A 23910-nucleotide genomic window follows, 5' to 3' on the forward strand; every position below is an offset into this window, starting at 1 on the left:
GCTGACGCAGAACAGATCCTGGTGTTTTCATCGTGAGGCAATCTCAGGCATTGGTGACCACCAGACCGCGGTCTGGGCCATCAAGCAAACCGCCAAGAAGAGCTTTCATTCTTTCGAATAGAACGTCGATACCTTGCTCGGAAAAGCGATCCGTTGAGTAGATGATCTTGACCTGAAGAGAACCGCCAGGAAGGTGACGAAAGCGAAATTCCAGTTCATGGCGAGCCCGCTGGGATGGGGAAGGGAGCCTCCGAACGGCAAGCCTCTGAAGGGCGGGCCGCCAGGGCAGATCCATGAGCTGAACCACCACAGGGACACAGGCATGGGGAGGCTGCCGCGGCCAGAGGGCATCTTCCAGAATCGCGTAGGGGAGATCCTGATGGTCGTAGGCCTGCAGGCAAGAGCTGCGAACCCGACCCAGAAGAGTCCGAAAGGATGGAGCCCTAGACAGATGAATACGGATGACAAGAAGGTTGACGAACGACCCCATCAGACTCTCCAGAGAAGGATGGCGGCGTCCGGCCACCGGGATGCCGATGCCGATGTCCTCCTGACCGCCATGGGTGTGGAGCAGCGCCGCGACCAGGGCGAGAAGCCCCATGGAGAGGGTGACTGCGGCACTGCTGCAGAGATTCGCCAGCCCCGCCACAAGCGATGGCGCCAACTGGAAGTAGCTGGAGCGGCCACGGTACGTGAGTTGGGGCTGCGCCGGGTGGTCGGCCGGGAGGATGATGCTGGGAAGGTGATTGAGGACCATTCGCCAATGCCTCAGAAGGGTGTCGCGATCCCTTGGGGCGAGGCTCCTCCGTTGCCAGCGAGCGAAGTCGACATAGCGGAGCGGCAGCTTTGGCAGCGGACTGCCCGCACCCTCCAGAGCCGCGGCATACAGAACCGCCAGCTCCCGGTAGAGGACGGTTCGGGACCAGCCATCAAAGACGCTGTAGTGGAAGACGAGCAACAGCACGTGCTCTCCCTGACGGCACTGGAGGAGCAGAGCGCGCATCAGCGGTCCGTGGTCGAGATCGAAGGGGCGCTCAAGCTCCTGCTGCATCCTTGCCGTGAGCTCTTCCGAGCCTGCGCTGTGTCGCAGCGTTTCCACCTGCAGATCCACGCCTTGGGCCGGGGCCACGATCTGCATGAGGTCCTCACCGCCGGGCTGGTATGTGGTGCGCAGAGGTTCATGGCGCTCGACCAGACGTTCCAGAGCCAGCTTCAGCGCCGCCGGTTGGAGCTCTCCCTGCAGATGCAGGGCGTCAGGGATGGCACAAGCCGTGCCATCGCTGTACTGGTCGAGGCGCCAGAAGCGGAGTTGGGTGAACGAGGCCGCGAACGCCGGGTGACCGTGCGGCGCGGGAAAGCCCAGAGGGCTGGCAGGAGGCAGGGGGCTCGGGGCGAGCTTACGGAGCCGCTGCAGGCGTGAGCGTTCAGGGGCCATGCTGCCCTTCCTCCATGGCAGCGAGGGCATGGTCGATCCGCTCCTCCAGCTCAGCCGCCAGCATCCGGAGCGTGGGGTAGCGGAACAGGAGAGTGGCCGGCAGGTCAAGCGGAATCTCGCTGTTGAGGCGGGAGATCACCTGCTGACCTGTGAGCGAATCACCGCCCAAGGCGAAGAAGTTGCTCGCGCGCGACGGCACAGGGATGCCCAGCACGGCAGCGAAGATCTGCCCCACCAACTCCTCCACCTCTCCCTGAGGCGGCTCCTCCATCGGAGAGAGGAGATTGTCCAGCTTCGCGGCCAGGCCGATCCGCTGGAACTTTCCTGTCGGGCCCTTCGGCACCTCATCGACCGTCACAATCCGACTCGGCACCTGATGAGGAGCCAGGCGGGCAAAGCAGTGGACACGAAGGTCCTCTTCAGAGGCAAGCGCACCCGCTCGAAGAACAACGACAGCTGCCACGTCCTCGCCAAGGGTGGGATGGGGCACGGAGAAGCAGAGGGCCTGCTCCACGGCGGGGTGCTCCATCAACGCCTCATCAACCTGCCGGGGAATCACCTTCTCCCCGCCGCGATTGATCATCTCCTTGAGGCGGCCTGTGAGCCGTAGAACACCATCGTGATCCAACGATCCCTCGTCTCCGGTGAGGAACCAGCGTTCTCCGCTGGGGCTCACAACCCATCCGGATTCCGTACCTTCGTACCCAGTTGTGACGTTCTCTCCGTTGATCGAGACTTCCCCGTAGGTACCGGGGGGAAGCGGATGAAAGGCCTCATCGAGAATGGCCACTTGGGGCCCCGCCGAACGGCCAACGCTGCCATAATATCGTAGAGAAGGCGGCAGACGGTTGCTACAGATTAGTGAAGCAGTCTCTGTCATTCCATAGGCCTCAATCACGGGAACGCGGAAGGTTACCTCAAGGGCTTGCTGCAGCGATGGCGACAGGGCAGCTGAAGCGGAGCGAAGGAATCTCAAGGCGGGGACTGTCATGTCATGGCGATTATCTGATTTCTGCTCAGATAAAACCGATCTTAGGAGCGCCTGAAGAAGGGTAGGACTGGCAGACATCCATGTGGGAGCGCGGCAGAAGAATCTCTCGACAAGGCTCGGCAAGAGTGCGTTGGCAGGGAACAAAATCTTGCCTCTGCTCACGAGAGGAGCGAGAAGACATGTAACAATGCCATGAATATGGAAGAAAGGCATAGCCACAAGACAGCAGTCGTCGGGCCCGAGGTTCAGTACCTCAGCTGTGCCCGCAGCCGCAACTAGCAGGTTGGCATGGGTGAGGGGCACCACTTTGGGACGGGAAGTGGTGCCTGAAGTCTGCAGCACGAGGCAGGGTGATGTGCAAAGAGCATAGTCTTCAACTTGATTGTACAAGCCACTATTAGAAACACCCTGGCATGCGACGAATCGACTCGAATCGAGGAGGGGCAGTCCTATGCCCTGAACGACACGATCCAGGCGAGGTGGAGCAAGTCCGGCAATGAGTACGGCACGAACATGCATTCTCTCGAGTTCCTCTCGGAGGGCGTCCTCGTTGAGGCTTGGGTCCACCGGTGCGGCCACTGCTGCTGCCATTGCGGCAAGTAGGGCGACAGCGGTATCCCGGCCATGAGTACCCCACACAGCCACTCGGTGCTCCCTAGATACACCGGCCTCTCGAAGACCTTGGATCACAGCATCGACGGCACCCGCCAACTCTGCAGAACTGAGGGTCCCCTCCGCTCCGAAAAAGACTGTCTGATCGGGGTGACTGAGGGCTGCGTCTCTGAGCAGGTCCCTAATCGTGGCGGGATGCCTCAAGGAGAAAAAACAAGGTGGATCAGATCATCATAGCGAGATGTTCATAAAACTTGAATTCCAGCAAGTTATTAGAGGGATCTAACAGGAAGAATGTAGTGTGCTGTTCGGGCTGACCAGAGAAACGAACGAATGGCTGCCTGAAGAAGGGGATTCCTCGAGACCTTGCCCGCAGCAGGATGTTCTCATAATCATCTCTCTGCCGAAAGGTGATTCCGAAGTGGCGGGGATACATCTTTGGCTCCGGTGCCACGTCATCCGGGGCTAGATGACAGACCAGCTGATCACCGAAGAAGTCTATGGTAATGCGATCTTGGTAACGGCGAGCAACGCTACACCCGAGCTGAGTGTAGAAGGACGCTGTCTGCTCCAGCTCTGCGCAGGGTATTGCTAGGTGAAAAGCATTCGCTGGATCTCTCATGAGGAGTAAATACCGAAGGTGTCGGCTCGCAGGCCCAGTCGAAGGCTTTCGAGGGCCAAGCTATCAGTGAATCGAATGTTGGCGAGATTCACACTCGGACCCAGCGCATGAATGAGGAGGGCTTGTTGGTCTTTTGCCGGGGCCTCGAAGATGAGGCGATCAATAGGCAGATCACTATCGATGATAGCATCGAGGAGATTCCTACGCAGTTCGCCATTCGGGTGATATAACCCGCTGGTTCCGCTCTCCCGGGACTCGAGAATCACATAGGAAGCGCCGGCGTCTAGGTCTGCGCGGATCTGCCGGATCCACTCCGCAGGGGGGTCGCCACCAGCAGCAGGTCGCTTGGAGCCGACCTCGCTGAGGACACTAAACTCGTGGGCGAAGCTGGAAATGTAGCGCGCTCGGTCATGAGGCTCAAGCTGAATAGAGTCCGTTGAGATCTCAACCAACCTGCATCCGAATGCGCGGCACCATTGCCGAAAAGCATCCACTCGGAGACTTGCCACTGCCTTTTCGAAAAGTGTGCCCCCGAAGAATCCATAGACCTGATTCGCTTCTAATATCTCAAACTTTCTGGGGAGATCCTTTGTGATCAAGGAACTACCCCAGCCGAACTTTACATGATCAATGCACGGGCCATGACTCTCAATCACGTCACGAAAATGGCCATCGGGCACGCCTGGATCCAAGAGGCTGGTGAGACCCTTCAGCCTAGGCTTGCCAGCACGTTGAGGGAGATCAATGGGCAGCAATTGCTATCTGCACTCCCGTCAGTATTGCTCAATGATACCATGCACGAGGCATCGCGATAGGCTTGCCATTGAGTTTCCAGCCAATCGAATGTGAACAAGCTGGACGAGCAGAGTTGCTGCAGCTGCTCGGGGTTGCATACACTATGGCCGTCTAGTTGAAGACATCAGGCGGCAGGTGCACGGCTGCTTCGTGGGGTGCAGAAAGCCAAGCTGATGGCGGCTAAGCGGGTACTGATAAGGTCCTGAACTGCTAGCAGGCCTCCTGGCCCGGTCCAGACAGTCCCGCACGTTTCCATAGAGAAAGGCCCTCACATCAGCTCTGGCAGGCCATCGGCATAAGGCGAGTGTACCTGCAGCCAGCGGCTACAGGGAACGCCAATGAGGGACGATGCGACGCGCGAAAACCCTTGGCGCGACACCTAAAAGGTTTCCCTTCCATGCCAGATAGGTGATATACCGCATAATGCTGGTAGGCAGTGTCAGCTTCCCCATGCAATCCATGACCCGATCACTAGCCGCCTTCGCTGAGGCGTCTCGCTCCATGATCGGGGTACGCTCGGAAGAGCGGCCTCCATGGAACACGGTCGCAACTCCCGATGCCATCCGTCAGTTTGCCTTCTGCATTGGCGATGACAATCCCCTATGGGTAGATTCCACCTATGCAGAATCAGGACCTCATGGGTGCCTGAGTGCGCCTCCCACCTTTTTGCTCTCCGTACTTTATCCGGTCCTGCATGGAGCAGCTGTTGACTTTACTCCAACCTTCTTGATAAGTGAACTTGAATGCCACTTTTACCAGCCTATTCTTGTTGGTGATGCTCTTGACCCGGAAGCGATTCTTCGAGATGTGTTTGCGGGAATTGATCGAGCCGGGCGCCAGGTGGTCTACCTCGTTACGGAAACGAATTACCATAACGAGGCCGGGAGCGTGGTTGGCTCTATCAATACAACTCTGGCCGTCATAGATCTCAGCGCCGACGAGTTATTGGTGGATAGAAATATTCATGCCTACACTCCATCAGAGTTGAATGACATTGCTCACTCCCTAAAGGCAGAAACCCGGTCAGGTGGACATGGGATTGAGCCCCGATCTCTTCGAGTTGGGCATCGTCTCCCGTCTAGGGTCCGCGGGCCATTGACGATTGGCGACCTGATCTGTTGGCAAGCAGCCATCGGGCCTCCATACAGAGGAAATCGCCTTGCATACCTGGACCTTCTTGATCGACCCCACACCTCCACGACTCTCCCAGGGGTGGGTTGGCCAGTTCGCTACTCCCAGCAGCATGAGGATGGGCGGATTTCAACGCAGCGAGGTATGCCTGCGCCCTTCGACAACGCCACCATGCGTGCCGCATGGATTGGAACTATGGTCACAGACTGGATAGGTGACAGAGGTATCTTACGAGGACTCCGTGTGAACGCAACGTCCCCGGTTCTCTACGGGGATGTGACCAGGTACGAAGGGAGTGTAACCCGGCTGTCTCACGATCTGAATCAGAGTTTCTTGGAGGTGGCTGTAGAGGGACGGAACCAACTTGGTGAATTAACAACTGTGGCCCTCGCTGAGGTTGCTGTTCCGTGCCCGCGCCTAAGCACCTCTTTCAGCAGGCCAAGCCGCACGCCTAGGGTGGCTTCTTTGAGTGCGAATCCTGATGTGACGCAACGGTGCACTGCATCTGATCTCCTCCACGCTGCTGCAATGGCTGGGCCATCCGCTCCAGCTATTCGAGCGAATGGAAAGCTCCTGAAGCATGGAGAGCTTGATATCAGAATCAATCAGATGTCCAGAGCTCTATTGGAGAACGGGGTCAAGCCGGGAAGCTTAATCGCCATCTGCTTGGATCGCTCATTGGAATCATTCATTCTGCTGCTCGCTTGTGCCCGGGCAGGAGCCGCGGCGGTCCCCTTGGACAATACCTATCCAATCGATAGGCTTGCGCGCATCCTTGAAGTTGTCAAGCCTACATATGTCGTGACGAATCCTGGAGCACTTGATCTGCCGCTGGTCACTCAAGTGGACGCCTTAGCATACAAAGATCTCAGTGAGTTGGCCGTCCAGCAAGTCGAAACTCCACCTAGTGTTCGGCCTAGTCCTGCAGATCCTGCTTACGTCCTGTTCACATCAGGCTCCAGGGGAGTGCCTAAGCCAGTGACGATTTCACATGGCTGTCTCGGCAGCTATCTGGGCGCTCTATCTCGTCGAATAACTCTCACCTCGGAGGACGTATTCCTTCACACAGCCTCTCTTGCTTTTTCGGCCGCTGTGAGACAGTTATGGCTGCCGCTTGTGCGAGGGGCTTGCCTGGAAGTGGCTGATGACGAAGCCAGGAGATCGCCTCAACGAATCCTGGAACTAATTCAGACCCGAAAGATCTCTGCCTGGGACACTGTCCCGAGCATACTGGAAGCCACTCTTGATTACATCGAGACTGCACATCAGAGTGACCAGCCAAAGGCGGTGGCCGATTCTCTCATGAGCATCTACTTAACAGGAGAACCACTAGAATGGCAGACAGTGCGTAGCCTTCAGCGCATTACAGGCACTCGTATATCAATACACAACCTATATAGTCAGACCGAAACGGGTGGAACGATCAGCACTTTTGACATTGCAAGTGACCAGATTACAGACTCCGGAATGGTACCACTTGGCCAGCCTTTAGACGATGTAGTGATTGACATCTTGGATGCCGATTATAACCGTCTTCAGCGGGGGAAGCCGGGAGAAATAGCTGTTACTGGAACGCGCTTTGAAGATGAAACTCACCTGGAGCAGCTGATCAATGCCCAATCTATTAGAACGGGTGATCTCGGGATTCTGCACAGCAATGGAGCACTGGAGGCACTCGGTCGAGTAGACGACCTCATCAAGATACGAGGCTTTCGAGTGCAGTTAGGTGACGTTCAAGCTGCACTGATGGCCCACCCCCTAGTGAGCAAAAATATTGTGCTTGTTGATCAAGATGGGCACCTTGGCACCGAGCATAAACTTATTGCCTATTGGGTTTCGAGCGCAAAAGGGAAAGCGACAACGGAGGAACTTCAGGCTTTTGTCCGTCCACGCCTGCCAGATTACATGATACCAGCAGCATTCGTGGAACTTGAAGCACTTCCTCTAACTATTAACGGGAAGGTGGATCGCAACGCCCTGCCACCTGCTTCCTTCACCGGCACAAAGCAGACCCGAGTGCCACCCCAAACACCACTCCAAATCAAGCTCCATGCCATATGGGCTGAAGTCCTCGGACATCACGACTTCGGAGTCACCGATAATTTCTTTGAAGTTGGTGGCCACTCACTGGCCGCAACACGAATTGCATCTCGTATTCAGATCGAATGGGGAAAGGCTCCACCATTGGCCTTTTTCTTCCAGAACCCCAACATTGCGGCACTGGAAAAAATACTGCTTGCCACCGCGCAATAGACGTCGACTGTACCCTGCAGTAGAATACATGTCCGCAGCCTGTATGCCCCGGAAATCTATTCTTAGCAAGATATCTTGCTCGTTTTGCAGGGACTAACACTACCTGCGCCTTGCAGTCATCGCAAACGCATTGCCTTTGCTGAGTTCCTGCCATGGCTGGGAGTCCACTCCCTTGCAGTCGTCCGACTTCCCTCAAGGCATGTTTACTGCCAGAGGCCCACCCCTCCGCCATGAGGAGCACAGAAATCCGAGCCTTCGATCCATCTCCGAGTCAGCAAGCACTCAGCCCCAGTTCGCGCTCAGCTCCGGTGTGGATCACCAAGCTGTTCTGCTGACGAATGTGATTTGACACAACACCGGCGGAGCTGCACAAGACGTGAGCGCTCAGGGGCCATGCTCCTCCTCCAGAGCAGCCAGGGCATGGTCGATCCGCTCCTCGAGCTCAGCCGCCAGCGTCTTGGGCGTGGGGAAGCGGAACAGGAGGGTGGCGGGCAAGTCGAGCGGAATCTGGGTGTTGAGCCTGGAGATCACCTGCTGACCCGTGAGGGAATCGCCCCCCAGGGCGAAGAAGTTGCTCGTGCGCGACGGCAGTGGAACCCGCAGCACGGCAGCGAAGATCTCCCCCACCAACTCCTCCACCTCTCCCTCAAGCGGCTCCTCCAGCGGCGCCAGCAGGGCGCTCAGCCTCTCGGCCAAACCGATCCGCTGCAGCTTGCCTGTGGGTCCCTTCGGCAGCTCATCGGTCAGCAGGACCCGGCTGGGCACCTGATGGGGGGCCAGCCGGGCGAAGCAGTGGCCCCGCAGTTCGTCTTCGGAGGCGGACCCAGGGGATCCCAGGACCACGGCGGCAACCACGTCCTCTCCGAGACTGGGATGGGGCACGGCAAAGCACACGGCCTGCTCAACGGCGGGGTGCTCCAGCAGGGCCTCATCGACCTGGCGGGGGATCACCTTCTCCCCGCCCCGGTTGATCATCTCCTTGAGGCGACCTGTGAGCCGGAGCACACCGTGGCGATCCAACGATCCCTCGTCTCCGGTGAGGAACCAGCGGGACCCATCCGGGCTGGTGACCCAGCCATCGCCCGCCGTCTCGAGATAGCCCGCCGTGACGTTGACGCCACGGATGGCAACCTCACCCACGTCCCCGGCAGGCAGCTGTTGGTGATTGGGCCCGAGCACGGCCACCTGCGGCCCGGCCGCGAAGCCGACACTGCCGGACAGGCGCAAGACCGGGGGGAGGCGGTTGCTGCAGATCTGGTGGGCCGCTTCGGTCATGCCGTAGGCCTCGATCACCGGCACACCGAACATCAATTCCAGCCGTTGCGCGAGCGCAGGGGCCAGCGGCGCCGAGGACGAACGGATCAGGCGCAGTGCATGCCCCGGCCCAGCAGTGCCCTCCGGCCCGCAGGCTCTCACCAGGCCCTGCAGAAGCGTGGGCACAGCCGACAGCCAGGTGGCCTGAGACCTTCGGATCAGCTCGAGCAGCTCAGCCCCGGGGAGCGGCTCGCTGCAGATCACGCTGCCACCGGAGAGCAGGGGGGCGAGCAGGCCGGCAACGATGCCATGGATGTGGAACAGCGGCATCACCGCAAGGCTGCGATCCACCGGCTTCAGTTGCAGCACCTCAGCCACATGGCCGGCAGAGGCCAGAAGATTCGCGTGGGAGAGGGGCACCACCTTCGGCCTCGAGGTGGTGCCGGAGGTCTGCAGCAGCAGGGCCAGATCCGAGGGCTGGGGTGCAGACAGGAAAGGCTGCGGCAAAGAGGTCGCCTCACCGCTTACGGGCAGGGGGGCAAGCCTGCGCACACGAAGTCCCAGCCCAGCCGCCGCCGCGAGCAGGGCCGGCGGCGGCTGGGAATCGGTGAGCACCAGGCTGACCGCCAGGCGCTGGAGGTCGTCCCGATGGGTGGATTCCGGGGCCCGGGGGTTGAGGGGAGCCGCAACGGCCTGGGTCATGGTGCCGATCAGGGCGGCCGCAGCCTGGGGGCCCGGTGCAGACACCAGAGCCACCCGGTCCTCCCGGCCGATACCGTCCGCCTGCAGCGTCCCCCACACCTCGGACATGGCTGCGACAAGGCCAGTCCAATCGAACCTGGCTCCGGCGGGATCGAGCAGAACCGGATCTCCGGTATTCACGCGCTCACCCGCCTGCAGAAGCTCGAGCAGGGTGCGAGGAGCAGTGCCCGGAGAGGAGGAGGCGCTCATGCTCCGTCCGCTGCCGTGGAGGATGGGTCCACAAGCGTATTGACGAGCAGGGGCTTTCCACTGCCCAGACCCGTGGACAGGGCTTGGTGCAGATGCTCAGCCGTGCTGGCCTGGCAGGCGGGGAACCCGAGGCCAGTGGCCACCTGGTCGTAGGCGAGGGCGCTCTGGAAGGCATGCACCCTTTCCGGATGATCGGGGGGGAGCTTGGTGATCTGATTCAGCGAACCCACGGCGCCGTCGTTGTTGACGACGAGCACCACGAAGGGCAAGCGATGTCGAACGGCGGTCTCCAGTTCGATGGCGCCCATCCCGAAGGCGAAATCCCCCGTCACCAGCAGCAGCGGCCGGGTGGGGTGGTGGAGCCGGGCGGCCATGGCAAAGGGAACTCCGGTGCCCATGCAGCCATTCCAGCCCGGATCGAGGAAGAGGAACGGGTGCTCGCGATCCAGGAAGCGGTGAGCTGCTTCGAGGGTGATCTTTCCATCGACCACAAGAAAGGCCTCGGGGGGGATGACCGCCCGGATGATCTCGAACACCTCGCGGATCGTGAGACGGGCGGCTTCTGAGGCGGATGATTCGCTCGCAGGCCGTGCATCACCAACGGGCTCGCAGGCCCGCAGCATTGCCCTCTGGGGTGCCTCAGGCGCCGGGGAGCGCTGCGCCAGACGGTTGAGGAGCAACCCGGGATCAGCTGCCCACCGCTCCCCACGCTCCGCCAGCGTGGGGGGGAGCTCCGTCACGTCGCTGACGAGAATCACGGCCGCTCCCGGATCGATCTCAGCGCCGAAGCGCAGGCGCCAGTCGAGATCAGCACCGAACAGCACCACCAGATCGGCCTGGGCCAGCACCCCGGCGCGGGATTCCGCACCATGCACGGCGAAGGGATGACTCTCCGCCAGCACGCCTCGCACCAGGGGGAAGCTCACGACCGGCAGCGACAGCCGCTCCAGCCACCCACGGACCTGTGCGAGGTCGAGTCGCCAGCGCACCCCATCGCCGAGAATCAGAACGGGATTGCGGGCGGCCCGCAGCCGCCGAGCGAGCCCATCGACGAGCCGATCCTCGAGCGAAGGGGAGTCCCAAACCAACGGTTCGACGGGCCCCGGATCCACGATCCTTGCGCCAAGCACGTCTTCCGGCAGGTCGAGGTACACGGGGCCGGGCCGACCACAGCGTGCAGTCCGCACAGCCTCGTGGAGTAGCCGGGGAATGTCAGCTGGGGCGTGGGCACAGCCCGTCCATTTGGCGATCGGTTGGATCAGGCTGGCGGCATCAAGCTGCTGGAAGTGCCCCCTCTGCCCTCCATGAGCGGCACGCCGACCACCGAGAACCAGGAGGGGCCAGCCGTTGTCCCGTGCCACCAGGATGCCGGTAATGGCATTGGTCACCGCCGGCCCGGGTGAGAGCACCACGGCACCGCACTGGGTTCCCGCCACAAAGGCCGCCGCGGCCGTCATCAGCGTGGCCCCCGCCTGGGTTCGGGTGCCCAGCACCCGCAGGCCCCTCGCGGCACAGGCGCTGTAGATGCCATGCACGGGCGTCCCGCCCACACCGGCGATCCACGTGAACTCCAGCGCAGCGAGAGTGCTCGCCACCAGTTCACTGCCACTCACCAGGGCAGGCTGGCATTGGCCCCTCTGCCGCAGGAGACCGAGCCGGCCCGCTCTGTCCCACCGCGGGGAACCTTCAGGATCGACAGGGGCCGTCGGTGGCTCGGGAATTGCCGTCATCTGGATTGTCAGCACAGCGCGAATCCGGGCGGGTGAAGCCGGGTGGGGATTGGCTGCACATCGCTCGTGGTGCCGGGGTGATCATGGCCTGGATTCACCCACCGGAACAGGGCGGCAACGTTCCGACCCTGCCGGCCGGGGAAAGCGGGCCTTCCCTGGAGGAGAATCGCCGGATGGCACCACCACGCCCGTTCCTGCACGTTCTCCCATGCTCCTCGATCTGCGCGGCAAGAAGGCCCTGGTCACCGGCATCGCCAACAACAAGTCGATCGCCTGGGGCATCGCCCAGCAGCTGCACGCGGCCGGCTGTGAGCTGGGGGTCACCTATCTGCCGGATGAGAAGGGACGCTTCGAGGGCAAGGTGCGCGACCTCACCGCGCCGCTGAATCCCTCGCTGTTCGAGCCCCTGAACGTGCAGGAGCCGGCCCAGATCGAGGCGGTGTTCGCGAAGGTGAAAGACCAGTGGGGCGGCATCGACGTGCTGGTGCACTGCCTGGCCTTCGCCGGCAAAGAGGAGCTGATCGGCGATTACTCCGCCATCAGCCCCGAGGGCTTCGCCCGCGCCCTGGAGGTGAGCGCCTACTCGCTGGCGCCCCTGTGCCGCTATGCCAAGCCCCTGTTCAACCCGGGCGGCAGCGTGATCACGCTCACCTACCTGGGGGCCGAGCGGGCGATCCCCAACTACAACGTGATGGGGGTGGCCAAGGCGGCCCTGGAGGCCTCGGTGCGCTACCTGGCCGCCGAACTGGGCCCGGAGCAGCAGGTGCGCGTGAACGCCATCAGCGCCGGCCCGATCCGCACATTGGCGAGCAGCGCCATCGGCGGCATCCTCGACATGATCCACAACGTGGAGGGGAAGGCCCCCCTGCGCCGCACCGTGACCCAGGAGGAGGTGGGCGCCACCGCCGCCTTCCTGGCCAGCCCCCTGGCCTCCGGCATCACCGGCCAGGTGATCTACGTGGACGCCGGCTACTGCATCACGGGGATGTGAGCGGGTTGCGAACGCGCAAGCCGGGGAAGCGGCGGAAATCGCTGTCGACCGAACAGAGCGTGCAGTCGTGCTCGATGGCCAGAGCGGCCAGATGGGCATCGCTGGTGAGATTGCCGGCCGTGCCGGCCTCCTGGATCAACAGACGCAGCACACTCCAGGGAAGGGCAATCGCCTCATTTCCGTTGAACGTGGTCTCCAACCAGGCCTTGGCCTGGTTGTGCTGGGGACTCTCCTGCAGAGAGGCATAGAGCCAGAGATTGGTGTCAATCAGAATCAACGGCCCTGCCGCAGTTTCTCGATCAGGAGTTCAGCCTCCAGGGCTGCCGCCAGCTGATTGGCTTTGGTGAGATCCACCCCCGGAGCCAGGGCACCGATCGAGAACGTGGGACAGCGGTAAGGATTTCGCTGGGGGGACGCTGGCTGATTGAGGCCCGCCCGCAGGGTGTCGTTCACCACCTGCTTGAAGGGCTTGCCCATGTCCAGTGCCTTCTGGCGCAGCTGGCGCAGCAGGGCAGCGTCGATGGTGAGGGTGGTGCGCATGGCATCAAGATGCGTATGCCACAGGCATCGTGGCATCATCCATGGCTCGGCGCCGTGGTCCGCCTGGCGGCTGGCTTCGGCATGATCAACAGGCGTTGATCGCCGCCCCTCCCCTCACCACGGGTTCCCCATGCAGAACGGCACCGCCAGACCGCCAGCCCGCACAGGCGACATCCACCGCGTCACCGGCGAAACCGATGTGCGCGTGCAGCTCAACCTCGACGGCAGCGGCCGCTGCCAGGTGGGCACCGGCGTGCCCTTCCTCGATCACATGCTCCATCAGCTCGCCAGCCATGGCCTGCTCGACCTGGAGATCAGCGCCGAGGGCGACACCCACATCGACGATCACCACACCAACGAGGACGTGGGCATCGCCGTGGGTCAGGCCCTCGCCCAGGCCCTGGGCGACCGGCGCGGCATCCAGCGCTTCGGGCATTTCCTGGCGCCCCTGGATGAGGCCCTGGTGCAGGTGGCGCTCGACTGCTCCGGCCGGCCCCACCTCAGCTACGACCTGGCCATTCCAGCCCAGAAGATCGGCAGCTACGACACCGAGCTGGTGAAGGAGTTCTTCGTGGCGGTGGTAAACAACAGCGGACTCACCCTGCACATCCGCCAGCTGGCGGGGGCCAACGCCCACCACATCGTGGAGGCCTGCTTCAAGGCCTTCGCCCGGGCCCTGCGCCTGGCCACCGAGATCGACCCGCGCCGGGCCGGCGCCGTGCCCAGCAGCAAGGGGGTGCTGGAGCGGGCCGGAGCGGGCTAACGCAGGGCGGGTCGGGCCCAGAGAAACAGGCCGTGACGCTCGGCCTCCGCCATGGTCTGGTCGGCATCGAGCAGCAAAACGCCGCGGGCCTCCCAGGCGATGCCGGCAAGGCCGGCTGCGGCCGCCTTGGCCACGGTGACCGGGCCGATGGCCGGTAGATCCATGCGCCGGTCCTGGTTGGTTTTGGGCGCCTTGTAGAGCACGCCGGAACGGGTGCCCTGCGGGGGCCGCTCGCGGGTGCTCGCCACCCACTCGAGCATGGCGTCGGTGCCGGGCAGGGATTCGGTGGCCAGGCACAGCCCAGCGGCCACCACCGCCCCCTGGCCCACGTCCACCGCCGAGATCACCTCAACGATGTCGGCCGCCCGCTGCACATCAGCGCGATCCATCTCACTCGGCACGCAGCTGGCGTAGAGGCCCGGCTCCGGCAGCAGGTGGGGGGCCACCTCCTCCACGCCCACCACCTCCAGGCCCAGTTCCTCGATGATCTCGGCCAGGGAGCGCAGGGAGGCGTCGTCGCCCTTGCGCAGGGAGGCCAGGATGCGCGGCGCGGCCATCAGGGTGGAGCCCTCGAAGCGCAGGGGGTTGAGCACGCGGGGCCGCTGGAACTTACCCACCATCACCACCTGGCGGATGCCGCGCCGCTCCAGCGAGCGAAAGAAGGAGATAGAGCGCTCGAAGTAGAACTCCTCGGCCTCGTCGAGCTCCACCTCCACGCCGTGGGGATGGAAACAGAGGTGGGAGCGGCCGGAGGCCTCCAGGGCGCGGGAGAGCATGCGGGGCAGCACTCCAGAACCGGCGATGATGGCGAGGTTGGGATCTCCCATCCGGGCCGGTTGCTCTGGCGGGGTGTCGCTGGCAGTCAACAGCCCGCAACCCGGCCCCTGCCGTCGTGAGTGGACAGGTGCTGGGGCGTCATGCCACCGGCTCCCGGCGCGCCAGGAGCTGCCTGAGCACATCCACCAGAGCGGCGATGGCCAGCCGCTGCTCGGGGCGCTCCCCGCGCAGATCCTTGAGCACCGCCAGCCCCTCGCTGGCCTCGGCGTCGCCGATCACGGCGGCGAAGCGGGCTCCGGAGCGGTCGGCGCGGCGGAACTGCTTGGCAAAGGCGGCACCGCTGCCATCGAGCTCCACCACCAGCCCGGAGGCCCGGCAGCGGCGCGCCACCGGCAGGGCCAGGGCCTCGGCGGCCTCACCGCGGCTCACCACATAGAGATCGGGCACGGCGGCCGGGGCGCTGACGTGGGCCGCCTGGCTGAGCAGCAGCACCAGCCGCTCCATGCCCAGGGCCCAGCCGATCGCCGGGGTGGGCGCACCGCCCAGCTGCTGCACCAGGCCGTCGTAGCGGCCGCCGCCGCACACGGTGGCCTGGGCCCCCAGCTGGCTGCTGGTGATCTCGAAGGCGGTGTGGCTGTAGTAGTCGAGGCCGCGCACCAGCCGGGGGTTGAGCTCAAAGGGGATGGCCAGGGCCTCCAGCCCCTGGCGCACCCGGGCGAAGCGCTCGTGGCTCTCGCCGCACAGGGCATCGGCCAGGGTGGGGGCACCGGCCAGCAGGGTCTGGGTGTCGGGCACCTTGGAATCGAGCACCCGCAGGGGGTTGGTGGCGATGCGCTGCTGGGAGTCGGGATCGAGGCGCTCGCGGTGGGCCTCGAGCCAGGCCACCAGCTCACCGCGGTAGCGGGCGCGGTCGTCGGGGCTGCCGAGGGTGTTGAGCTCCAGGGCCAGGCCCCCCACCCCCAGATCGGCGAGCAGATCCCAGGCGATGGCGATCGCCTCCACATCGCTACGGGCATCGGCGAAGCCGAGCAGCTCCAGGCCGATCTGGTGGAACTGGCGCTGGCGGCCGGCCTGGGGCCGCTCGTAGCGGAACATCGGCCCGCCGTACCAGAGCCGCTGCGGGCCCTGGCTGAGCAGGCCGTGCTGAATGGCGGCCCGCACCACCGAAGCGGTGCCCTCGGGCCGCAGGGTGCAGCTGCGCTCGCCGCGGTCGAGGAAGGTGTACATCTCCTTGCCCACCACGTCGGTGGCCTCACCGATGCCGCGGGCGAACAGCTCGGTGACCTCCAGCAGCGGCGTGCGGATCTCGGCCACGGCGGCGCGGCGGAAGTGCTCGCGGGCGCTGGCCTCCACGTGCTGCCAGAGCCCGATGGCGTCGGGCAGCAGGTCGACCATGCCGCGCAGGCTCTGGAGCGAAGGCAAGCCGGATCGGGGCGAATGGATTGAGTCTGCCTGGCTCACGGGGCAGCGCTCAGCCGTGGTGCCTGCGATACCAGGCCGCGAAGCGCTCCACCCCCTCCTCCAGGGGCGTGAACGGCCGGAAGCCCACCCAGGCCTCCAGCAGGGTGGTGTCGGCCGCGGTGGCCTCCACATCGCCGGGCTGCAGGGGCAGGAAGGTTTTGATCGCCTCGCGGCCCAGGGAGCGCTCCAGGGCAGCGATGAAGCGCAGCAGCTCCACCGGCTGGCTGTTGCCGATGTTGAACAGGCGGTGCGGCGCCCAGCTGGTGGCGGGATCGGGCGCGGCGGCATCGAAATCCGGATCGGCCGTGGCCGGTTTGTGGAGGCAGCGGATCACCCCCTCCACCACATCGTCGATGTAGGTGAAGTCGCGCCGCATGCGGCCGTGGTTGAACACCCGGATGGGCTCGCCGGCCAGGATCGCCTTGGCGAACAGCATCGGTGCCATGTCCGGCCGGCCCCAAGGGCCGTACACGGTGAAGAAGCGCAGGCCCGTGGCGCTCAGCCCATAGAGGTGGCTGTAGCTGTGGGCCATCAGCTCGTTGGCCTTCTTGGTGGCGGCGTAGAGGCTCACCGGGTGGTTCACCGGCTGGCGCTCGCTGAAGGGCAGGTTGGTGTTGCCGCCATACACCGAGCTGCTGGAGCTGTACACCAGGTGGGCGACGCCGTGGTGGCGGCAGCCCTCGAGAATGGCGCTGAAGCCCACCAGATTGCTCTGGATGTAGGCGGTGGGATTGTCGATCGAGTGGCGCACGCCGGCCTGGGCCGCCAGGTGGATCACCCGATCGGGCCGCTCCCGCGCAAACAGCTCCGCCACGGCCTTGGCGTCGGTGATGTCGATGGCGTGGAAGCCCCAGCCGCCCCCCCCCTGAGCGCCCGAGGCGGCCCCGGCGGCGGCGGCGATCCGCTCCAGCCGGGCCCGCTTGAGGGCAGGGTCATAGTAGGGGCTGAGGTTGTCGAGGCCGATCACCCGCTCGCCGCGCTGCAGCAGGCTTTCGCACACGGCGGCGCCGATGAAGCCGGCGGCGCCGGTGACCAGGACCGGGGCCGGCATCAGCCGATCAGCGCCTCGCGGAACCAGGCGATCGTGGGCTCCAGGCCCTGCTCCAGGCTCACCGTGGGCTCCCAGCCCAGCTCGGCGCGGGCCAGATCGATCAGCGGCTGGCGCTGCAGGGGGTCGTCGGCTGGCAGCGGTTTGCAGATCAGCTCCAGCTGGGGGTTGATGCGCTCGCGCACCCGTTCGGCCAGCTGGCGGATCGTGAATTCCCCCGGATTGCCGATGTTGATCGGCCCGCTGTGCGCCCCATTCATCAGCCGGATCATGCCCTCGATCAGGTCGTCCACATAGCAGAACGACCGCGTCTGGCTGCCGTCGCCATAGAGCGTGAGCGGCTCGCCGCGCAGGGCCTGCACGATGAAGTTGCTCACCACCCGGCCGTCATCGGGGAGCATGCGCGGGCCGTAGGTGTTGAAGATGCGCATCACCCGGATCTCGGTTCCGTGCATGCGCTGATAGTCGAAGCACAGCGTTTCGGCGATGCGCTTGCCCTCGTCGTAGCAGCTGCGGATGCCGATCGTGTTCACGCAGCCCCGGTAGCTCTCCGGCTGGGGATGGACCTCCGGATCGCCATACACCTCACTGGTGCTGGCCAGCAGCAGCCGCGCCCCCACCCGCCGCGCCAGGCCGAGCATGTTGTAGGTGCCAAGAAAGCTGGTTTTGGCTGTTTTGATCGGGTTGAACTGGTAGTGCACCGGCGAGGCAGGGCAGGCCAGGTGCCAGATCCGATCCACCTCCAGCCGGATCGGATCGGTCACGTCGTGACGGATCAGCTCGAAGCGCGGATGGCCGATCCACTGGGCGATGTTCTGTTTGCGGCCGGTGAAGTAGTTGTCGAGGCAGATCACCTCCTCGCCCGCCTCCATCAGCCGGTCCAGAAGATGGGAGCCCAGGAAGCCGGCCCCACCGGTGATCAGGTTGCGCAGCACCGCAGCCGGCATCGTTCAGCCCTCCCCCACGGTCCACACGTTCAGCCCCGCCGCCCGCGCCGCCGCCCCATCGGCCTTGGCCCGCGCGTCGAACAGCCAGGCCGGCTGCCGCATCACCGCCGCGATCGCCACCCAGTCGATCTGGGCAAACTGCTGCCATTCGGTGAGCAGCAGCAGCGCATCGGCGCCGCTGGCGGCCTGCACCACATCCGGCACCAGCCGCCAGCTGCCGTCTCCCTCGCCTTCGCCGGAGGCCTGGCCCAGATCCTGCGCCATCTGCCCCTCGCTCACCTTCGGGTCCACGATCTGCAGCACCGCCCCCTCCTCCAGCAGGTCTTGGCAGATCCGGATCGCCGGTGATTCGCGTGTGTCGTTCGTATCGGCCTTGAAGGCAAACCCCAGCACCCCGATCCGTTTCCCCGTCACCGTGCCGAACAGCCTGGTCACCACCAGCCGCGCGATCCGCCGCTGCTGCCATGTGTTCAGCGTTACCACCTGCTCCCAGTAAGCCGCCACCTCCGCCAGTCCGTAGTGCCGGCACAGATACACCAGATTGAGGATGTCCTTCTGAAAGCAGCTGCCCCCGAACCCCGGGCCGGCCTGCAGGAATTTCGAACCGATGCGGCTGTCGGCCCCGATCGCCTTGGCCACCTCGCGCACATCGGCCCCTGTCGCCTCACAGAAGGCGGCGATGCCATTGATCGAGCTGATCCGCTGGGCCAGGAAGGCGTTGGCGGTGAGCTTGCTCAGCTCGCTGCTCCACAGGTTGGTGGTGAGGATCCGCTCTTCCGGCACCCACTGGCCGTAGATCGCCGCCAGGGCCGCGATCGCTTGCGGGTCTTCCCCGCCGATCAGCACCCGATCGGGAGCCTCCAGATCGCCGATCGCTGTGCCCTCGGCCAGGAATTCGGGGTTGGAGAGAACGGCAAACGTGCGATCACCATTGCCGCCGGGGGCACCTGCGGGGGCGGCGGCCAGGATCGTCTTCACCGCCTCAGCCGTGCGCACCGGCAGGGTGCTCTTCTCCACCACGATTGTGTGGCCCTTTGCCGCCTTGGCCACGGTGCGGGCGCTGGCCTCCACCCACTTGAGATCGCTGGCCTGGCCCGCACCCAGGCCCTTCGTCTTGGTGGGGGTGTTCACCGACAGGAACACCATGTCGGCCGCCGCGATCGCCGCCTCCACCTCGGTGGAGAAGTGCAGGTTGCGGCCCCGGCAGCGGCCCACCACCGCATCCAGCCCCGGCTCATACACCGGCAGCTTGCTCAGGTCGGGATCATTCCAGGCCGCGATCCGCTCGGCATTCAGGTCCACCACCGTCACCTGCACATCCGGGCAGCGATCGGCGATCACCGCCATCGTGGGGCCGCCCACGTAGCCCGCGCCGATGCAGCAGATGCAATGAATTCCGCTCACACAATCGATTCGGCGCGTCGGCGACGTTACGACGCGTCCTCCACCGGGTCCTGCGGGCGCAGGGTGGTCCACTCGATCTGCTCAATGGAGCCCAGGGTGCTGAAGTCGTTGGTGCCGATGGCCAGCTCCAGCAGATCGGGGCGTCCGGCCAACAGCCGCAGTCCGTCACCAAGGGCAAGGCGGCGTTCTTCTCCCTTCTGGAGCGTGCCCATGAACACGCGTCGACCATCAAGGGTCTGCAGCTCCAGCCAGCATTCGCCCTGGGCCCGCAGGAGCAGGCTGTCTGGGCTCAGGGGGGCGGCATCCGGGCTGGGTTCAGCCTCCTCGGCGGCAGGGGGCGCGGGCGCGGCGGGGGTGGGCGCGGCGGGAGCGGCGAGCTGAGGCGTGCGGGAGCGGTTCCACAGGCCCAGCGCCGCCACCAAAGCAGCCACCACCAGGGCCGTGATCGCAGACAACAGGATCAGGCGGGCCGGGCCCTGCCGAGCCGCTGGCGTGGCTTCGGAGGCAGCCGGCTCAGGGGCCACGGCGCTGGGAGTTGGGTCTTCGGATGAGTCCACTGCAGCGGCCGGCAGGGCCGCCGAAGATTCGCCGCCCTGGAGAGCACGCTCGATCTGCTGCTGCAGGCCCTGCCGCTCATCCAGCAGGCGGCGGATGTTTTGGGCGACATCGCGCAACTGGTGCTGGAATTTACCTTCGTAAATCGACGGCAACTCCTCGATCAGCCCCTGGTACTCCTCCAGTTCGGCCTTGACGCTCTCGAGTTCCTGTTCGAGAGCCTCGGTGGAGGTGTCGTCGGCCTCGGGATCGCTGGAGAAACCAGGGGCAGGGGGTTGGTTCACCGGAAAGACAGGCCTGACGACCTGAGGTCGTGGAGGGAGGGGGTGCGGGCCAGCCGGTCCATGGCCGTCTCAACAGGACGGTAGCCCGAGAGTGTTCCGGGGCCAAGACAGCAGACCCGTGCCCAGAGGCTTCAGCACGGCAGGTGCATCGCGGCATGCATGGGGCCGGAAACGTTGACTCCCATTCAAGCGCCCCCCTAATCTGAGCGAAACAGGTGGTGGCATGGCCAACGAGGTTCGACTACTCGGCAGAAAGCCAGAGAATGATTTCGATATTCCCTATCGAAAGACATATTTCGGAAGCGATCGCAATGATCGCTTCGTAATGCGACGACAAAGCGACTTCTACACGAGCGTCTTCGCCTATGGAGGGCAAGGAAAAAACAGCCTCGAACTTCCCTTTTCCACAAGCGACATCAGCTACTCCTCAATCACGCGGGGCGGCACTTTTTCCATACAGTTTAGAACAGCAATTGGAGAGAATCAGTCGCCGCCTCAAACAGTTCAGGCCATTGGCGTTCGCAGAGTAGATCTGCTGGACGGAACCCTGAGAATAGGCAGAATATTTCGTGACGAGTTCGGCTCGAGCTTGCCGAAACTTCCTGCGCAGGCCCGAACACGCTGGATTTCCAACGGCCGCTGGGATGAGTTTGATCAGAAACAAGGAGCCCTTGACACGCTCACCGGAAAATCGAGAGGGGCCAATAACTTTTATCTCAGCGGCGCCAACTTCGACGCCATCATCGAAGGCTCCAAATCCGGAAAGGCAGTCGATACACTCTTTTTCGACGAATACGAAAGTGAGATCGACGTCTTTCTACGCAAAGCCGGCAACGCCAACCTACGGGTCAGATTCGTTGATGTCGACGATTCCGAGCAAACTCGCGTGGCCTTGTTCAAGGCACGCAACCTGGAACGGCTCGTTCTCCGTGACACCTATTTCGAGCGCGGCAGAAACCGTTGGCGCAGGCGCGACGGCCAGCCGATCGACGAATTTGGGTTAGCCGAGCCCACCCCCTTGGAGGAGCAACCCAACTTCGTGCGCCCCCCGGGGAGCTCGGTCTTCAATCCGATTCCAGACGATATTTTCAATCCAGAGTTTGACAGGCCGCCAACGACGGAACCGCTTCTCGCCTGAGGGTAATTGGTCGTCTCGACTCTAGAACCCTTGATCTGGCCCAGGGGCACCCAGGAGACTTCGAACGGTGTTGGCCGACGGCTGAAAACCATAACCAAACATACCGCCGTCATCATCATTGATGATACGTGGCGACACCAATATCACCAGTTCGCGCTTCTCACGCTGATTGACTGTCGCCCTGAAGAACTGACCAATCAGGGGGATATCTCCCAGAATCGGCCACTTGGACACCTCCGAGCGCGTGAAATCGGAAATCACACCGGTGAGGATCAGAGTCTGACCGTCACGGACACGGAGTGCCCCCGTATCAAGACTGCGGATGCTGAGGATGTTCAACGGGGCACCACATCCCGACGGTGCAGGCTCCTGATCAACCACCGCCGAAATGCTGGGCGAGAGGGTGAAGGTGACAAAACCATTGTCGTCGATCTTCTCCACACGTGCTCCAAGCACCAATCCAGCCGTGGACAGCTCGGGGGTGCAGCTGATCACGCCTTGAGTTTCGTTGGTTTCGTAGTTGGTAACCACGTTTGTACCAACCCGAACGACGCCTTCATTGGCCCGCCGTCTGCCAATGGGCGAATCGATGCCGATATCCCGAATCCCTTGGCGAACATCATCATCGATGTCCTGAACGCTGCCCTCTGTCCCCGAGCGCAACAGGGAGGCATTCTCCTGGAGGATCAGGGTGGGGCTTGCGAGCAGCTTGGTGTTTCGAGAAACGATCTGAGCCCGAAGGAAATTGAAGAACTCGTTTTCCGGATAGGCCAGGCCGGGGTTGGCTGCAGGTGGACTGAAGCCCAGACCGGGATTTACCTCAGCAGCACCGGGCCTGAAGGTGGGCGGAAGTGCACGACCGAACGCCCCCAGTAGTGAGCCCCGGTCATTGACGATGAACGTGTCCCCCCAGCGGATGGCGAAGCTGTTGTCGATCTCGGTGTCGTTACCAAGATCCACGTCCAGAATCTTGAGTGAAAGCGCAACCTGTCGCTGCCTGAGATCGAGCTGCTTGAGGTAATGCTCTCCGATCGCTATGATGTCGGGCGATCCAACCATGGTGATGGTCCCCAGGCGGGTGTCCGTGGTGGCCCGCAGGCCCACCAGGGGGCCACGGGCAGCACCGAATTCACGCACCTGTGTGACCGCCTGGCTCTGCGTGGTCTGAGAGGCCAGACTGCGGGCAACCAGGTCGGATTCAGCGACACCTGATGTCACCGAAGTGATGATGGTGTCTGTTTTGGTAATCGTAGCGCCCAAGTTGGCCAGGTAATCGGCTGCGGCATTAGGGCCAACCTGATTCAAACGATACACCTTGGAGACCTGAGCTCCGATCCCACTGCCAAGGGCATTGGGGCCCGCAAAGATCACGTTGCCCTCGCGCTTTCCCTGAAGTCCCGCAGACAACAGAGTGGTATTCATCGCGTTGGAGTAGCTCTCATTGCGGAAGGCCACCGAAATTGGTCGCGCGCCGGCTGAGGCTGCCGGGTCGGAGGTGGTGTTGTCCACATAGGCGAATCCATAGCCCCCGAGCTGGGCTAGCGCCATCAGGGCATCACGGGCCGGGGCGTTCTTGAGCGTCATCGTCACCGGCGGTCCGGAGACGTTGAGGAAGCCGGGGCTGCGCATCGTCATCGTGCCCACCGCCATGTCCCCCAGCGGTGGTGCCACGGCCCGGGGCTGCAACGGCGGGGCGTAGGTGGGCAGCGGCACGGCGCCAGGCTGGCTGAGATTGGCGCGGTTAACCTGCAGCCGGGCCTGGGGCACGGGGGAGGCGAAAGTGAGGATCAGATCCCGGCCGTCGGAGCTCACCACCGGACGGCCCAGATTGATGCCGGGGGAGGCCTCAACGGACAGCATGAAGTTGCCGTCAGAACCGTCAAAACTGACGGATTGAAAGCCCAGCTCCGGCATCGACAGCCGCTGCGGGCCATTGCGCAGGCCGGAGGCCGAAGGCACAGACAGGCGGCCCTGCCACCTGGAGGCGGTGCCCGATTGCTGCAACTGAGGACTGCTGCCAGCCCCCTCGATCACCAGCTCCACCGCATCGGGGAACCGCCGGGCGCGAAGCTGGAGCTCGTTGGTTCCGGCCCGCGAGGCCTGGGCCAGCAGATCCTCAGCAGGCGCGGCTGCGGGCTCGGTTGGCTCAGGGCTCTTGGCCTCAACCGGAACTCCCACCAGAGGCAGGGATGCAGCGCCAGCTGCGAGAGCCGCAGCCAGGAAACGGG

General features: G+C 63.6%; 19 protein-coding genes. 4 read left to right on the forward strand and 15 right to left on the reverse strand.

The features are described 5' to 3' along the window. Nucleotides 1–43: 43 nt before the first annotated feature. The 4 genes from KBY96_RS12565 to KBY96_RS12575 are packed head-to-tail and all read right to left on the reverse strand — an operon-like array spanning nucleotide 44 to nucleotide 4415. Entirely contained in the window at nucleotides 44–1435 is a 1392-nt protein-coding gene (locus tag KBY96_RS12565) for a condensation domain-containing protein (protein ID WP_254979782.1), read from the reverse strand. Then, entirely contained in the window at nucleotides 1425–3242 is a 1818-nt protein-coding gene (locus KBY96_RS12570; RefSeq protein WP_254979783.1) for an AMP-binding protein, read from the reverse strand. Before KBY96_RS12570 ends, KBY96_RS12565 begins: the two co-directional genes overlap by 11 nt. A gap of 19 nt (nucleotides 3243–3261) precedes the next feature. After that, nucleotides 3262–3660, reverse strand: a complete 399-nt coding sequence (locus tag KBY96_RS16560) for a VOC family protein (RefSeq protein WP_396122323.1) — start codon at nucleotides 3658–3660, stop codon at nucleotides 3262–3264. Then, nucleotides 3657–4415 (reverse strand): phosphosulfolactate synthase, encoded by a 759-nt coding sequence (locus KBY96_RS12575; RefSeq protein WP_254979784.1) that lies wholly within the window; start codon nucleotides 4413–4415, stop codon nucleotides 3657–3659. The genes KBY96_RS16560 and KBY96_RS12575 overlap by 4 nt, the downstream gene beginning before the upstream one ends. Nucleotides 4416–4956: 541 nt before the next feature. Here KBY96_RS12575 and KBY96_RS16565 point away from each other — a divergent pair. Further along, nucleotides 4957–7839, forward strand: a complete 2883-nt coding sequence (locus KBY96_RS16565) for an AMP-binding protein (protein ID WP_396122324.1) — start codon at nucleotides 4957–4959, stop codon at nucleotides 7837–7839. Between the two features lie 384 nt (nucleotides 7840–8223). On the opposite strand, the gene KBY96_RS12585 is transcribed toward KBY96_RS16565, so the two are convergent. Continuing rightward, complete coding sequence (locus KBY96_RS12585; protein ID WP_396122325.1) at nucleotides 8224–10044, reverse strand: AMP-binding protein; 1821 nt, start codon at nucleotides 10042–10044, stop codon at nucleotides 8224–8226. After that, nucleotides 10041–11774 (reverse strand): thiamine pyrophosphate-binding protein, encoded by a 1734-nt coding sequence (locus KBY96_RS12590; protein WP_254979787.1) that lies wholly within the window; start codon nucleotides 11772–11774, stop codon nucleotides 10041–10043. The genes KBY96_RS12585 and KBY96_RS12590 overlap by 4 nt, the downstream gene beginning before the upstream one ends. A gap of 208 nt (nucleotides 11775–11982) precedes the next feature. Here KBY96_RS12590 and fabI point away from each other — a divergent pair, with 208 nt between their 5' ends. Further along, nucleotides 11983–12765, forward strand: a complete 783-nt coding sequence (fabI, locus tag KBY96_RS12595) for an enoyl-ACP reductase FabI (protein WP_254979791.1) — start codon at nucleotides 11983–11985, stop codon at nucleotides 12763–12765. Here fabI and KBY96_RS12600 read toward each other — a convergent pair. Next, nucleotides 12752–13042, reverse strand: a complete 291-nt coding sequence (locus KBY96_RS12600) for a hypothetical protein (RefSeq protein ID WP_254979792.1) — start codon at nucleotides 13040–13042, stop codon at nucleotides 12752–12754. The genes fabI and KBY96_RS12600 overlap by 14 nt on opposite strands. Further along, nucleotides 13039–13305 carry a hypothetical protein gene (locus KBY96_RS12605; RefSeq protein ID WP_254979793.1) on the reverse strand — a complete coding sequence of 89 codons (267 nt, stop codon included), beginning with the start codon at nucleotides 13303–13305 and terminating at the stop codon, nucleotides 13039–13041. The genes KBY96_RS12600 and KBY96_RS12605 overlap by 4 nt, the downstream gene beginning before the upstream one ends. Before the next feature lie 130 nt (nucleotides 13306–13435). On the opposite strand from KBY96_RS12605, the gene hisB reads away from it, so the two are divergent. Beyond that, nucleotides 13436–14068: an imidazoleglycerol-phosphate dehydratase HisB gene (gene hisB / locus KBY96_RS12610; protein ID WP_254979794.1), complete on the forward strand. Its 633-nt coding sequence runs from the start codon at nucleotides 13436–13438 to the stop codon at nucleotides 14066–14068. Here the strand turns inward: hisB and KBY96_RS12615 are convergent. The 6 genes from KBY96_RS12615 to KBY96_RS16435 form a co-directional block, all read right to left on the reverse strand. Then, complete coding sequence (locus tag KBY96_RS12615) at nucleotides 14065–14895, reverse strand: LpxI family protein (RefSeq protein ID WP_254979795.1); 831 nt, start codon at nucleotides 14893–14895, stop codon at nucleotides 14065–14067. The genes hisB and KBY96_RS12615 overlap by 4 nt on opposite strands. A gap of 88 nt (nucleotides 14896–14983) precedes the next feature. Continuing rightward, nucleotides 14984–16267: a histidine--tRNA ligase gene (gene hisS / locus KBY96_RS12620; RefSeq protein WP_254979796.1), complete on the reverse strand. Its 1284-nt coding sequence runs from the start codon at nucleotides 16265–16267 to the stop codon at nucleotides 14984–14986. 49 nt (nucleotides 16268–16316) lie between these two features. Beyond that, a complete protein-coding gene (locus KBY96_RS12625; protein WP_254979797.1) occupies nucleotides 16317–17357 on the reverse strand; it encodes an NAD-dependent epimerase/dehydratase family protein in 1041 nt (346 codons plus the stop codon). Beyond that, complete coding sequence (locus KBY96_RS12630) at nucleotides 17357–18301, reverse strand: UDP-glucuronic acid decarboxylase family protein (RefSeq protein WP_254979798.1); 945 nt, start codon at nucleotides 18299–18301, stop codon at nucleotides 17357–17359. Before KBY96_RS12630 ends, KBY96_RS12625 begins: the two co-directional genes overlap by 1 nt. Nucleotides 18302–18304: 3 nt before the next feature. Continuing rightward, entirely contained in the window at nucleotides 18305–19714 is a 1410-nt protein-coding gene (locus KBY96_RS12635) for a nucleotide sugar dehydrogenase (RefSeq protein WP_396122326.1), read from the reverse strand. Between the two features lie 17 nt (nucleotides 19715–19731). After that, nucleotides 19732–20544: a DUF4115 domain-containing protein gene (locus KBY96_RS16435; protein ID WP_254979800.1), complete on the reverse strand. Its 813-nt coding sequence runs from the start codon at nucleotides 20542–20544 to the stop codon at nucleotides 19732–19734. Nucleotides 20545–20767: 223 nt separating this feature from the next. On the opposite strand from KBY96_RS16435, the gene KBY96_RS12645 reads away from it, so the two are divergent. After that, a complete protein-coding gene (locus KBY96_RS12645) occupies nucleotides 20768–21682 on the forward strand; it encodes a hypothetical protein (RefSeq protein ID WP_254979801.1) in 915 nt (304 codons plus the stop codon). Nucleotides 21683–21703: 21 nt separating this feature from the next. Here KBY96_RS12645 and KBY96_RS12650 read toward each other — a convergent pair whose 3' ends face one another. After that, a complete protein-coding gene (locus KBY96_RS12650) occupies nucleotides 21704–23860 on the reverse strand; it encodes a type II secretion system protein GspD (protein ID WP_254979802.1) in 2157 nt (718 codons plus the stop codon). Nucleotides 23861–23910 lie beyond the last annotated feature (50 nt).

Origin of the sequence: Cyanobium sp. ATX 6A2, assembly GCF_024346355.1 — a bacterium.
Classification (GTDB): Bacteria; Cyanobacteriota; Cyanobacteriia; order PCC-6307; family Cyanobiaceae; genus NIES-981.

Coding starts and splice junctions, on each gene's coding strand:
- fabI (WP_254979791.1), top strand. CDS start 11,983: ATGCTCCTCGATCTGCGCGGCAAGAAGGCCCTGGTCACCGGCATCGCC.
- KBY96_RS12605 (WP_254979793.1), bottom strand. CDS start 13,305: ATGCGCACCACCCTCACCATCGACGCTGCCCTGCTGCGCCAGCTGCGC.
- KBY96_RS12625 (WP_254979797.1), bottom strand. CDS start 17,357: ATGCCGGCCCCGGTCCTGGTCACCGGCGCCGCCGGCTTCATCGGCGCC.
- KBY96_RS12565 (WP_254979782.1), bottom strand. CDS start 1,435: ATGGCCCCTGAACGCTCACGCCTGCAGCGGCTCCGTAAGCTCGCCCCG.
- KBY96_RS16560 (WP_396122323.1), bottom strand. CDS start 3,660: ATGAGAGATCCAGCGAATGCTTTTCACCTAGCAATACCCTGCGCAGAG.
- hisB (WP_254979794.1), top strand. CDS start 13,436: ATGCAGAACGGCACCGCCAGACCGCCAGCCCGCACAGGCGACATCCAC.
- KBY96_RS16565 (WP_396122324.1), top strand. CDS start 4,957: ATGATCGGGGTACGCTCGGAAGAGCGGCCTCCATGGAACACGGTCGCA.
- KBY96_RS12585 (WP_396122325.1), bottom strand. CDS start 10,044: ATGAGCGCCTCCTCCTCTCCGGGCACTGCTCCTCGCACCCTGCTCGAG.
- KBY96_RS12615 (WP_254979795.1), bottom strand. CDS start 14,895: ATGGGAGATCCCAACCTCGCCATCATCGCCGGTTCTGGAGTGCTGCCC.
- KBY96_RS12590 (WP_254979787.1), bottom strand. CDS start 11,774: ATGACGGCAATTCCCGAGCCACCGACGGCCCCTGTCGATCCTGAAGGT.
- KBY96_RS12630 (WP_254979798.1), bottom strand. CDS start 18,301: ATGCCGGCTGCGGTGCTGCGCAACCTGATCACCGGTGGGGCCGGCTTC.
- KBY96_RS12645 (WP_254979801.1), top strand. CDS start 20,768: ATGGCCAACGAGGTTCGACTACTCGGCAGAAAGCCAGAGAATGATTTC.